Source organism: Amycolatopsis iheyensis (assembly GCF_024703995.1).
Lineage (GTDB): Bacteria > Actinomycetota > Actinomycetes > Mycobacteriales > Pseudonocardiaceae > Amycolatopsis > Amycolatopsis iheyensis.
On the sequence record NZ_JAMXQV010000052.1, the window covers coordinates 21,369 to 33,532 of the forward strand.

General features: G+C 71.4%; 8 protein-coding genes and 1 pseudogene. 5 read left to right on the plus strand and 4 right to left on the minus strand.

Annotation, left to right across the window (positions count from 1 at the left end; all coding sequences use genetic code 11):
- Window positions 1-58 precede the first annotated feature (58 nt).
- From M8542_RS48765 to M8542_RS48775, 3 genes are all read left to right on the plus strand, one after another.
- Window positions 59-2,992, plus strand: a complete 2,934-nt coding sequence (locus tag M8542_RS48765; protein ID WP_257927273.1) for an AfsR/SARP family transcriptional regulator — start codon at window positions 59-61, stop codon at window positions 2,990-2,992.
- Window positions 2,993-3,202: 210 nt separating this feature from the next.
- Window positions 3,203-4,423, plus strand: a complete 1,221-nt coding sequence (locus M8542_RS48770; protein ID WP_257927274.1) for a DUF8814 domain-containing protein — start codon at window positions 3,203-3,205, stop codon at window positions 4,421-4,423.
- A 216-nt stretch (window positions 4,424-4,639) separates the two neighbouring features.
- On the plus strand, window positions 4,640-5,866 hold the full coding sequence (locus M8542_RS48775; RefSeq protein WP_257927275.1) for a glycoside hydrolase family protein: 1,227 nt from the start codon (window positions 4,640-4,642) through the stop codon (window positions 5,864-5,866).
- A 31-nt stretch (window positions 5,867-5,897) separates the two neighbouring features.
- On the opposite strand, the gene M8542_RS48780 is transcribed toward M8542_RS48775, so the two are convergent.
- Window positions 5,898-6,353 (minus strand): DUF4396 domain-containing protein, encoded by a 456-nt coding sequence (locus tag M8542_RS48780; protein ID WP_257927276.1) that lies wholly within the window; start codon window positions 6,351-6,353, stop codon window positions 5,898-5,900.
- A 254-nt stretch (window positions 6,354-6,607) separates the two neighbouring features.
- Between M8542_RS48780 and M8542_RS48785 the strand changes: the two genes are divergently transcribed.
- A complete protein-coding gene (locus M8542_RS48785; protein WP_257927277.1) occupies window positions 6,608-7,618 on the plus strand; it encodes an autoinducer 2 ABC transporter substrate-binding protein in 1,011 nt (336 codons plus the stop codon).
- Here M8542_RS48785 and M8542_RS48790 read toward each other — a convergent pair.
- The 3 genes from M8542_RS48790 to M8542_RS48800 form a co-directional block, all read right to left on the minus strand.
- Entirely contained in the window at window positions 7,615-9,180 is a 1,566-nt protein-coding gene (locus M8542_RS48790) for an esterase-like activity of phytase family protein (protein WP_257927278.1), read from the minus strand. The two genes, M8542_RS48785 and M8542_RS48790, sit on opposite strands and share 4 nt — an antisense overlap.
- 133 nt (window positions 9,181-9,313) lie before the next feature.
- On the minus strand, window positions 9,314-10,573 hold the full coding sequence (locus M8542_RS48795; protein ID WP_257927279.1) for a DUF6923 family protein: 1,260 nt from the start codon (window positions 10,571-10,573) through the stop codon (window positions 9,314-9,316).
- Entirely contained in the window at window positions 10,570-11,334 is a 765-nt protein-coding gene (locus M8542_RS48800) for a bestrophin-like domain (RefSeq protein WP_257927280.1), read from the minus strand. The genes M8542_RS48795 and M8542_RS48800 overlap by 4 nt, the downstream gene beginning before the upstream one ends.
- Before the next feature lie 403 nt (window positions 11,335-11,737).
- Between M8542_RS48800 and M8542_RS48805 the strand changes: the two are divergent.
- A pseudogene (locus M8542_RS48805) lies at window positions 11,738-12,164 on the plus strand (Crp/Fnr family transcriptional regulator); the annotation flags it as partial.

The following is a 12,164-nucleotide window of genomic DNA, read 5'->3' on the forward strand; positions in this document are numbered from 1 at the left end:
GCGCAGACACTCCGAATGGATCTAGCTTCCGAGGTCGGAGCGGTCCTAGCATCCGGCTATGGGGGAACTCATCGGGCAGGTTGAGACCACCACGCTTTCGATCCGCGTCCTCGGCCCGCTGGAGGTCACCGCCGCCGGGCGGGTGATCCCGCTGGGCGGGCCGAAGCCCCGGCTGCTGCTGGCCGCGCTGGCGCTGCAGCCGAACGTCGTCGTGTCGACCGACGTGCTGGTGGAAGTGCTGTGGCCGGAGTCGGCGCCGCGCTCGGCCGCGGCGAACATCCGGACGTACGTCCACTCGCTGCGAAGACGGTTCGCGGAGATCGACCCCGAACTGGGTGAGCGGATCAGCAGCCGGGCCTCGGGCTACCTGCTGACCGCGTCGCCGGACGAACTGGACCACCTCGCCTTCGCCGGCTCGGCCGCCGAAGCGCAGGAAGCGCTTGATCGCGGCGAATCCGAGAGCGCTCTCAGACTGCTGGACCGGGCCGACGCGCTGTGGCGCGGCGAAGTCCTCGAAGGACTGCCGCACGACCACAGCTGGGGCGCCACCGTCGCCCGGCTCGCCGAACTCCGCCTGTCCGTGCAGGAACAGCGGCTGCGGGCGCGGATCGACCTCGGCCGCTGCGGGGAGGCCGTCGCCGAGCTGCGCGGGCTCGTCACCGAACACCCGCTGCGGGAAGAGCTGTGGGCGCAGCTGATCGTCGCGCTGCGGGCCGCGGGCCGGACCGGCGACGCCGTCGAGGCGTTCGAGTCGGCCGAGCGGGTCCTGCGGGAGGAGCTCGACGCCGAGCCCGGCGCCCGGCTGCGGGAGCTGCGCGCGACGCTGGTGCCGGAGACCGTGCTCGCGCCGCGTCCCGCCGACTTCGCCCCGGTCTGCCAGCTGCCGCTCGACCTACCGGACTTCACCGGCCGCGACGACGTGATCCGCGAGGTCGTCGCCCGGATGCGGGAGCGCGCGAACTCGGGCGCGCCGGCCGTGATCGTGCTGTCGGGCGCGCCCGGCGTCGGCAAGTCGGCGGTCGCGGTCCGGGTCGCGCACGCGGTCCGCGACGAGTTCCCCGACGGCCAGCTGCACGTCGACCTGGCCGGCACGTCGTCGTCGCCGCGCGCGCCGATGGGCGTGCTCGCCGAGCTGCTGCACGCGCTGGGCATCCCGGACGCGGGCCTGCCGCGCGAGCCGGCCGAGCGGTCGGCGCTGCTGCGGTCGCGGCTGGCCGGGCGCCGGATGTGCGTCGTGCTCGACGACGCCGGGAGCGCCGCCCAGGTGCGGCCGCTGCTGCCCGGCGCCGGGGCCTGCGCGGTGCTCGTGACCAGCCGGATCCGGTTGCCCGGGCTCGCCGGGTCGACCCCGGTCGACGTCGACCTGCTGCCCGAGGCCGAGGCCGCGCTGCTCTTGGAGGGCATCGTCGGCGCCGAGCGCGTCGCCGCCGAGCCGGAGAGCGCCGCGGCGATCCTGCGCCAGTGCGGGCACCTGCCGCTGGCGATCCGGGTGGCGGGGGCGAAGCTGACGCACCGGCCGGGCTGGACGCTGCGGCTGCTGGCCGACCGCCTGCGTGACGAGCGCCGCCGGCTCGACGAGCTGCGCGTCGGCGACCTCGCCGTCCGCGCCAGCGTCACGCTGTCCTACGACCTGCTGCCGATGTCGGCGGCCACCGCGTTCCGCGGGCTCGGGCTGCTCGGGCCGGTCCAGTTCCCGCCGTGGGCGGTCGCGGCCGTGCTGGGCCGCGGCGACGCCGAAGACGTCCTCGACGTGCTGGTCGACGGCCACCTCGTCGAGCTCGTCGGCTCCGACGTCGCCGGGCAGCCGCGGTACCGGCTGCACGACCTTTTGCGCGTGTACGCGGTGGAGCTCGCGGAGCGCAGTGACGCGGCGAAGACGCGTGCTTCGCTTCGCCGGGTTCTGGAGGGGTACCTGGCGCTCGCGCTGGAAGCCGCGCGCCGGATGCCGCTGCACTTCTTCGGCATGTACCGCGACGACGAGCTGCCGCGCCCGGCGCTGCCCGCCGACGTCCTGCCGGACGAGCCGGCAGCGTGGTTCGCCGCGGAGCGGCACACGAGCGTCGCGGCGGTTTCGCTGGCCGCCCAGCACGGCTTCGACGACCTGGCCTGGCAGCTGGCTTCGGCGCTGACGCCGTACTTCGACCTGCGCGGGCACCAGGACGACTGGCACAGCACGCACACGATCGCGTTGGCGGCGGCGCGTCGGACGGGTTCGTTGCGCGCGGAGGCGATCGTGCAGCGCAACCTCGGGCAGTACCTGCTCTACCAGGACGAGTACGCCGGGTCCCGGGTGGCGTTCGCGGAGTCGAAGGCGCTGTTCGAGCAGGTCGGCGACGCCCAGGGCGTCGGCATCGCGATGACCGGGCTGGCCACGATCCTGCGCATCGACGGTGAGGACGACCTCGCGCTCGACCACTGCCACGAGGCGCTGAAACTGTTCGCCGAAGCGGACGACCCGCACGGCGAAGCGGTGGCCCGCATCGCGGCGGGCGCGGTCTGGATGTCACGCGGCTGCTACGCGGCGGCGAAGCGCTGGTTCACGGACGCGCTGGAGCTGTCGGCGTCGATCGGCGACCGGCACCGCGAGGCGCACGCGTTCAAGCGGCTCGGGCTGCTGTTCCAGCACCAGGGCAACCTGGCGGCGGCGCGCGAGCACGTGGACCGCGCGATCGCGATCTTCACCGACCTCGGCGACGACCACTGCGTGGGGTACGCGAACCAGAACCTGGGCGAGCTGTGCCTGCACAGCGGCGACTTCGCGCACGCGCAGCTGCTGCTGGTGAACTCGCTGTCGGTGCACCGCCGCAACGGGGACCGGCGGTCGGAGGCGGAGGTGTCGCAGCTGCTGGGCGAGCTGCACCGGGCGCTTTCGCAGCCGGAGCGGTCGCGGGACTACTCGGAGCGGGCGCTGGCGATCTGGCGCGAGCTTTCGACCCGGCCGAAGGAGCCGGTCAGTCCGGCGGCCGAGCCGCCGCACATCGTTTCCGCCTGACGCCGCTCCGCCCCGAGCGCCCCAATGTGGCATTGGGTGCGTTGGACGCACCCAATGTGGCGTTCGGTGCGTTGAGCGCACCCAACGCCACATTGGGGCGCTTGTCGCGGCCGGCACAACTGCGGCGAGTCGTGCTTGTACGGATCATGTACGCCACCCCGGCAGTCTTTCGCCACGTTCGAGTGAACAGGTGCGAAGGGAGAACCGGGGATGATCCGGATCAAGAAGGCCGGCCGCGTGACCGCGGCGGTCCTGGCCGCCGGGGCGGTGACGGCGCTGGCCGGAGGCCCCGCCCAGGCGGCGACCACGACCGGCGCGAGCTGGCCGGAGAATGTGTCCACAGTGGACTACGACGACGTCAACGTGACCGCCGCGGGCGGAACGCTGACCCTTGCCGACGCGGCGTGGCACAGAACCGCGCAGGTCTTCGCCGGCAGTGAAGGCAGCTTCACCACCGCCGAGCACGAGCTGGCGACGCCGGCGAACCGCGTCAGCGCGGAGCTGTCCGCCGACACCCCGAAGGGCACCACGGTCGAGGTCGACGTCCGCGGCCGCACCGGCGTGCACGACTGGACCGAGTGGACACCCGCCGGCACCGCGTTCAAGACCACCGTCAGCGCCGTGCAGGCGCGGGTCAGCCTGCACAGCGACACCGACGGCCTCCGCCCGGCCGTCCGCGGCCTCCGGCTCAGCGCCGACAGCGGCCCCCAGGCGAACGCGCTGGCCGCCACGACCGCGTCGACCTACAAGATCTTCGCCACCCGCGAAGGCCTCACCGGCCACACGACCGCCAACGGGCACGTGATCACCAGCCGCGACCACTTCGTCGCGCTGCCGTCCGGGCGGGGGCTGTCGAGCAAGGGCAGCGGCACCTACTCGGTCCGCGTCTGCAAGACCGACAACAGCCGCTGCGAATACGCGCCGGTGTGGGACGTCGGCCCGTGGAACACCAAGGACGACTACTGGAACCCGGCTTCGGTGCGCGCCGAGTACAAGGACCTCCCCCAGGGCCAGCCCGAGGCGTACGCGGCCTACCACAACGGTTACAACGGCGGTAAGGACGACCTCGGTTACAAGGTCGGCAACCCGGCCGGCATCGACCTCGCCGACGGCGTCTTCTACGACGGGCTCGGCATGTCGGACAACGGGAACCTCAACGTCACCTACCTGTGGACCGGCTCAGGCCCGACCGGCGTGGTCAGCACCGCCGGCGACCCGATGAACGTCCGCGCGAGCGCCAGCACCTCCGCGGCGATCAAGGGCCTCGCGGCGAACTACGCCAAGGTGACCATCGAATGCTACGTCGAGGGTGACACCGTCACCGGCAAGTTCGGCACCAGCAACATCTGGGACCGCATCGGCCCGAACAACTACGTGTCGGACACCTACCTGCAGACGGGCTCGGACCTCCCGGTCGCGCCGCACTGCTGACCCCCGATCGTCGCGTGGATGACTGCCCTCACCCCCGCGATGCCGGCGAAGGCCCGGTGATCCCCGCCGGGCCTTCGCCCCGTTCACGGAGATATCCCATTCACCGGTCCACCATTCACATTCATGAACAATTGTCCGCCCGCTGTACAACCCCATAACCCCTGTGAAAAACTCCGGGCACCTGGAACATTTCCCCACACGGAATGGCGGGCACCTGTGAGCGTTACCCGGAGAACCCTGCTGACCACCGCGGCCGGTGCCGCGGTGGCCGCGAGCGCCGGCACTTCCGCCGTCGCGTCGGCAACCACCTTCGACCAGGCATCCACCACCCGGACGCTCCGCCAAGCGGCCGACTACGCGGTCGCCAAGCTGGGCGCCGTGGCCCCCGGGGTCACCGCGTTTCCGGTCGGCACCAAGTTCGAGAAATGGACCTATTCGAACAATGGTGACTGGGTCGGCGGATTCTGGCCCGGACAGTTGTGGCTGGCCTGGCTGCACAGCGGCGACGACCGGTTCAAGACCCTCGCGCTGGCGTCCGCGGAGAAACTCGCGCCGCGGCAGAACGACACCGGCACGCACGATCTCGGTTTCCTCTTCTACCCGTCGTGGGTGACCGCCTGGCGGCTCACCGGCGACGACAAGTGGCGGGCCGGCGCCGTGCAGGCCGCGTCGTCGCTGATCAAGCGGTACAACCCGGCCGGGAAGTTCATCCGCGCCTGGGGCGCGCTGACCGACCCGAAGGACGCGGGCCGCGTCATCATGGACACGATGATGAACCTCGACCTGCTGTCCTTCGCGACGCAGCAGACCGGGGACCGGCAGTACCTCGACATCGCCGTCGCGCACGCCAGGACCGCGCAGCGGAACTTCGTCCGCCCGGACGGGTCGACGCCGCACGTGTTCGACTTCGACCCGGTCACCGGCGCGCCGATCGGGCCCAACACGGTGCAGGGCTACAGCCCCACTTCGTGCTGGTCACGCGGGCAGGCCTGGGGCGTCTACGGGTTCACCACCATCCACCGCCGCACCGGCGACCCGGAGTTCCTGGCCACCGCCCGGAAACTCGCCGACTACGCCCTCTCGCGGCTCACTTCCGACCACGTGCCGGTGTGGGACTACCTCGCCCCGCAGGCGCCGAACGACGTCAAGGACGCCTCCGCCGGCGTGATCATGGCCTGCGGCCTGCTCGACCTCGCCGAGCTCACGCACCGGACGCAGTACCGCGACAGCGCGCTGCGGATCCTCACCGCGATCTCGCAGACGTGCCTGACGACGAAGTCCACCCGGGCCGAAGCGAGTGTCGCGCGCTGCACCCGCAACCGGCCGGCCGAGGACGGCGTCGAGGTGTCACTCCCCTACGCCGACTACTACCTGCTCGAAGGCATCCTGCGGGTGCTCGACCGGCGCAAGGTCGACCGCGCTGTCGACCTCTCGAGCGTCTGAGCCGAGCCGGGGAGGCCGCCACCTCCCCACCTCAGTGCTGGTGGTGGGCGTGCACCTTCGCGTGCCCGAGCCCGCGCCCGATCATCCACTTGTTCACCGGCACCGTGACCACGAACGCGATCGCCAGCGAGAGCACCAGCGCCAGCCAGAACAGGAAACTGGCCAGGCCGGCGTCCATCGCCCCCGGGATCGCGACGACGACGGTGTTGTCGATCAGCTCCATGACGGCGATCGACACCGTGTCCGCGGCCAGCGCGACCTTGAACGCCGCCGCCGCGCCGAGCCCGGAGCGCAGCACGCCCCGCATGGTCAGGCCGTAGCCGAAGACGAACGCCAGCGCGATCGACAGGACCACCGTCGCCGCGTTGTGCAGGCCGAACGCCGTGCCCAGCACCATGCCGAGCACCTCACCGATGGCACAGCCGGTCAGGCAGTGCAGCGTTGCCTGGATCGCCGTTCCCCACGAAGCACCGTGCTGTTCAGTCATGACCTCAACTATACCCCCTAGGGGTACCTAGCGCCTGTTCGGCGCGTCACAGGAGCACGCAGCGTGTGAACGTCGGTCACCGTGCGTCGCCACTACCGCCGACCAGGGGAAATCCGGTCAGGAACCCACGAAGCAGAACTCGCTTCCGTAACCCTTTGCGCACAACCCGTTGACCACCGTTACGTGGAGCCCTACCTTCGCCCTTGGTCTCCACCATGCGCAGACCGTTCGGAAGTAGTGAGGAATGGGTGGGGATGCGAGGGCCGACCAAGACGTTCCGGCTGGTCGCGACGCTGCTGCTGGGTGTGGCGCTCGCGCTCGGCGGCTGCTCGGAACAGCCGGCGAACGCGCCCGCGCCGACCCGGATCGCGTTCGTGCCGAAGGTCGGCGGCATCCCGTACTTCGAGGCGATGAACACCGGCGGCGTCGAAGCGGCGAAGCAGCTGGGTGTCGAGTGGACCACGATCGGCCCGAAGACCGTCGATCCGGCCGAGCAGGTGACGATCCTGCGTGACCTGATCGCGAAGAAGGTCGACGTCATCGTGGTGGCGCCCAACGACCCGGCCGCGCTCGCGCAGGTGATCGGCGAGGCCCGGGCCAAGGGCATCCACGTGCTCACCTCCGACACCGACGCGCCGGGCACGCAACGCGAGGTGTTCGTCAACCAGGCCAGCGCCCAGGGCATCGGCGCCGCCCTGACCGACGCGCTGATGGCGAAGACCGGCGCGGCCGGCAAGTACGCGATCGTCTCCTGCGGCCCGGCCGCGGCGAACCTCAACGCGTGGATCGCGGTCCAGAAGGAGTACACCGCGTCGCACTACCCGAAGGCCCAGCTCGTCGAGACCGTCTACGCCGGCGAGGACGAGGACAACGCGAAGAGCCTGGCCAACGAGCTGATGGCCCGCCACCCCGACCTCACCGGCCTGGTCGGCGAGTGCACGACGTCCGCGCCCGCCGTCGCCCAGGCCGTGCGCGACCGGCAGAAGATCGGCCAGGTGTTCACCGTCGGCGTCGGCACGCCGCAGGCGATCAAGCCGTTCCTGCTCGACGGCTCCTGCTCGCAGTCGGTGCTGTGGAACGTCGAGTCGCTGGGCTGGCTGACCGCGTGGACGGCCAAGCAGGTCGCCGACGGCAAGCCGCTGCAGGCGGTCAACAAGGTGAGCCTGGAGTTGCCGGCGGTGAAGTACGACACCGCAACGAAGACCGTCCTGCTGGGCGATCCGCTGCTCATCACCGCCGACAACGTCGACCAGTTCAAGTACTAACGGACGTCGATCGTCACCGTCGCGGTGCTCGTGGCCGCCGGGAGCTTCGCGGTGTCGACGGCGAGGTACTCACCGTCGTCCTGGCGGCCGTCCGGCCGCGTCTTCGGGTGCAGCGCGTACGGCGGGGCCGCGTTCGTCACGCCGTCGATGCCGAAGTCGTTGTCGTTGCTGATCACGAGGGTCCGGCCGCCGTCGGTCGTCGCGACACCCTCGACCTTGTCGTGGCCGAAGAAGCCGCCGCTCGGGTCGAGGCCGGTCACCAGGGCGCCGAGGTCCAGGTAGAGCTTCTTCGCGACCGGCTTGACGCCGGCGGCGGTCAGGGCGGCGGTCGCCTCGGCGGTGGTGTCCTTGCCGACGAAGGCGTCGACGCTCTTGCCGCCGATCAGGAACCCGCCCTTGACCGCGTCGTAGCCCGCGGCGCGCGGGCCGACGTCGGTGGCGCCGGTCAGGTCGATCTCGTAGAGCTTCTTGAACGCGCCCGGCTCCGGCTTTCCGTCGCGCTCGTCGACCAGGAAGCGCGTCGCCGAGAGCGCGGTGATCTCGCTGACCGCGGTGCCCGTGGTGTCCGGGTCGTCGAGCAGGTAGAGGTATTCGTGCGTGGCGTGGGTGCGCAGGTCGACGGTGACGATCCGCAACGTCGTGACGTTGCCCGGCTTCTTCGTCAGGTCGGGCTGCTGCAGCGCGGACTGCATGACCCCGACGAGCGTCCGGCCGTCCGGGGTCACGGCGAGGCCTTCCATGCCCTTGTTGGGCACGCGGTACTTCAGCTCGGCCGGCAGTGAGCCGTCGTAGGGCGAAAGGCGCTCGAGCGCGCGCCCGTCGCGGCCGAAGTGGGTGATGAACGGTCCGTACTCGTCGGACACCCAGAAGGTGCCGTCCTTTTGCGCCACGAGGCCTTCGGGGTCGTAGCCGTTCGCCGACTTCGCGAGTTCGTTCCCGTTCAGGTCGACGATCTTCTCGCCGGTGTCGGCGAGCGGGCTGACCTGGCCGTTGTAAGGCGTGCCGTCCTGAGCGCGCAGCGGGATCTTCTTCTCCAGCACGGCTTTCCCGTCGCGGAGCCGGAACCTCCCGATCGCCGGGGTGAACGCGGGCAGCGGCTCGATCTTGCCGCCGTCGGGCGCGTCGACGTTCGGGCCGCGGTCGGTGAGGCCGTAGAACTCGTTCTTCTCACCGGGCACCGGGGTGAGCGCGGAGCCGTACGCGCCGCCCTTGATCGCCACCCCGCCGATGGTGGCCAGCGGCGGCAGGTTCGTCGGGTAGAGCCGCACCGCGTCGGAAACGGTGTAGGTGAACGAGTCCCGGCCGGTGAAGCCGGGCGCGGGCGTGTAGTGGAACGTCCCGTCCGGGTCGATCGAGACGGTCCCGTGCGCCGCCGCGGTGTGCCGGACGACGGCGGTGGCGGCCCGGTCGTTGCCGAGCACGCCGGCGTCGAGGGTGCGGCCCGCGCGTGTCCGGTAGTGGTCGTCCTGGGCTCGCGGCCCGTGCCCGTGCGCTTCGGCCGGCGCGGCGGCCAGCGGCAGCGCCAGCACGGCGGCCACCAGGGTGATTCTTGCCCGCTTCATCCCGTTTTCTCCTCCTCCGGCGCGTGCACCGCGCCGGAGGAGGAGTCTTCGTGCCCGAAGTGGACGTCGGCCGTCATCGAGACGGCCGGCGCGTTAACGGTCGGTCGGTCTGCCGCGGCCGGCCGTCAGTGCGCTACCGATGTCGGCGGTGGGCCACGGCCGCGCCGCTGCCCAGGACCAGGATCAACGCGGTCAGGCCCCAGCGGCGCTTCTCCTGCGTGCGCTTGGCCGTGTCCTCCACCACCGGCTGCGGCTTCTCCGTCGGCCGGATGTGCGGCTTGGCCGGCGGCGGAGGTGGCGCCTGGACCTTCGGCGCCGGCATGGCCACCGGGGCCGGGGCGGGCGTCGGCGTGGGGGTCGGGGCCGGGGTCGGCGCGACCGGCTGCTCCACCGGCGGCGGCTGGGACGGCGGTGGCGGTTCGGGAGCCGGCGTCGTCGGGGTGGGACCGGGCGTCGGCGTCGGGGTCGGGGACGACGAGGTCGTGGGCGGCGGAGGCGGTGGCGGCGGCGGGGCTGCCTCGGCGTAGCAGCCCGCTGCGTCACCACTCACCAAGGCGGGCCCGGTCGAGACCTCCACCGCCGGGCCCGAACCGTCGCGGGGCAGCCGGTAGGTCACGCTGCGGCGCCCGTCCCGGTTCGCCGTCGCATACACCGCGTCCGTGCCGAGCACAACCGACCCGTACGCGCCCCCGAGGGGGAACTTCAACCCCGGCACCGGAGCGACCTTGCCGGTGGCCGGGTCGAGGGTCACCACCGAGCTGTCGCCACGCGAAGTCGTCGAAACGCCGTACAGCAGGCCCGAAGTCTCGTCGTAGGCGAAGTCGTCGACGCCGACCGCGAGCGACACCGGCCGCAACGCCGTCCGGTGCGTCACCCGCACGTAGTCCGGGCTCACCGGGTCGATGTCCACTGTGTACAGATCGCTGTCCTGCCGGACGTACCAGCGGTTCCCGGCGATCGCACCCGCCGTCGCGCCGGTGACCTGGCTCCACACCGGCTGCCGGGACCCCGCCCGGCCGACCACGCCGAGATCCGTCACCGCACCCGAAGCGTCGATCCGCACCGCGTGCGCGCCGTGGTCGTAGCGGCCGCGGCGGGTGCCGTCCGCGATGCCGTACACGACGTCCTGCGTCGTGGAGTAACCCATCGCGTTGATCCAGTACGGGGCCTGCGTCAGGCGTTTCGTCGCGCCGTCGGGCAGGGACAGCAGCCGCAACGTCGTCGGGGCGCCCGCGCGTTCGTTCTCCGCCTGCAGGATCGTGCAGGCGTCCGGGTCCTGGGCCGCCGGGCGCTTCGACGACGCGGGCGCGAGCCAGCCCGTCGCCGCCAGCAGGGCCGAGACCGCCGCGGCCACCCCGAGCATCGCCGCCCAGCGGGCCCGTGTGCCGGTCAAGCCAGCCTTTCCAGCGCCGAAGTGAACGCCTCCGGCGGCACCTTCGCGCCCCCGCTGAACGGGTTCTGCAGCTGGTAGATCGCGAACAGCAGCAACGTGATCGTGCCGGCCAGCGTCGAGACGATGATGATGTGCGCGGCAAGCCGCGTGCCGCCGAACAGGTTGGGCAGCAGGATCGCCGTGATCAGGCTGCCGAGGATCAGCGCGAACCAGACGACCGCGCCGACCCCGCCGCCACCCGCGTTGTTCAGCCGCTGCGTGCGGGCCTGGTAGACCGCCCAGAGCTGGTTGCTCGCCTCGGTCTTGCGGTCGATCTGCCAGTCGCCGTCGACGTCGGCGGCCGCGACGGCCTGGCGCATCTGGTCGAGCTGGGTCCAGCCGGTGGCGGGGATCTCGCCGCCGTCGGTGAGGCGCGGCCACTCCCGCTCCTCGACGGTCTGCGCGTAGGCGACGGCGAGCTGGTGCACGCGCTCCTTCGCGTCGCCCGGCAGCGCGTCGGCCGCCCAGGTGGCGGCGACCAGGCTGTCGGCTTCGGTCTGCGCGTCCTGCGTCGCGGAGCCGACCGAGTCGAACAGGGAGATGAGCACGAACGCGACCAGCACCGCGTGCAGCCCGCCGACGATGGTGAACACCTGACCCGCCGCGTCGTTGTTGTCGGGGCGCCCTTCGTCCCAGCCGAACCGCCGGACCAGGTAGGCGATCAAGCCGCCGACGAGGGCCGCGCCGGCCACCCAGAGACTGCCGGCCACGAAGATGTTCATCCACGTCCTTTCCCCACCGGCGCATTCACGCCGGGATGGTCAAGTTAGTGCACCCATTTCCGGCCGGACAACCGGGTATTGTTCGATTCATCCGAGTGGCCTCACCCGGGCCGCGGTTATCGCCGGTTCGGCGCAGTCGACCGGCGTTCCGGCGGCCGTCGCCGCTCCCCGCAGCGATGGTCGTTTCCCCTTATGAGCAGCGGATCTTCTCGACCGGGTGACGCCCGGGAACGGCGGGTGACGATTGCGGCGAACACGGTGTCCGAAATGGTCGAGTGTCGAACAGGTGGCTCTCCCACTGGACCCGATCGTGTCATTGTGCACGCGGACGCCGTTGCTATGTTGATTCTTCGTTGCCAGTCCCCGGCAATCTCGGCTTCCGAATGATGGGGTGGTTTTCGCTGTGACCGTCACCGACCCGGTGGACACCGACCAGGCACCACTGAGCTTGGGGCGGGCCGCCGCCCGCACCTTGGCGACGACGACCAAGTCGGTTCCGCAGATGCAGGGCATCTCCTCCCGGTGGCTGCTGAAGCTGCTGCCCTGGGTGGAAGTCTCCGGCGGCGCCTACCGCGTCAACCGCCGCCTCTCCTACGCCGTGGGCGACGGACGGGTCACCTTCACCACCACCGGCGCCGACGTCCGGGTCATCCCACCCGAACTCGGCGAACTCGCCCCACTACGCGGCTACCCCGACGAAGAAGTCCTCACCGAACTGGCCGGACGCTTCGGCCAGCACGACTACGCCCCCGGCGACGTCCTGGTCGAATTCGGCTCCCAAGCCGACCAGGTGTTCCTCATCGCCCACGGCAAGATCACCAAGATCGGCA

Excerpts from the sequence above, each read along its gene's own strand:
- M8542_RS48765 (WP_257927273.1), top strand. The coding sequence starts at position 59 with ATGGGGGAACTCATCGGGCAGGTTGAGACCACCACGCTTTCGATCCGC.
- M8542_RS48770 (WP_257927274.1), top strand. The coding sequence starts at position 3,203 with ATGATCCGGATCAAGAAGGCCGGCCGCGTGACCGCGGCGGTCCTGGCC.
- M8542_RS48780 (WP_257927276.1), bottom strand. The coding sequence starts at position 6,353 with ATGACTGAACAGCACGGTGCTTCGTGGGGAACGGCGATCCAGGCAACG.
- M8542_RS48785 (WP_257927277.1), top strand. The coding sequence starts at position 6,608 with ATGCGAGGGCCGACCAAGACGTTCCGGCTGGTCGCGACGCTGCTGCTG.
- M8542_RS48790 (WP_257927278.1), bottom strand. The coding sequence starts at position 9,180 with ATGAAGCGGGCAAGAATCACCCTGGTGGCCGCCGTGCTGGCGCTGCCG.
- M8542_RS48800 (WP_257927280.1), bottom strand. The coding sequence starts at position 11,334 with ATGAACATCTTCGTGGCCGGCAGTCTCTGGGTGGCCGGCGCGGCCCTC.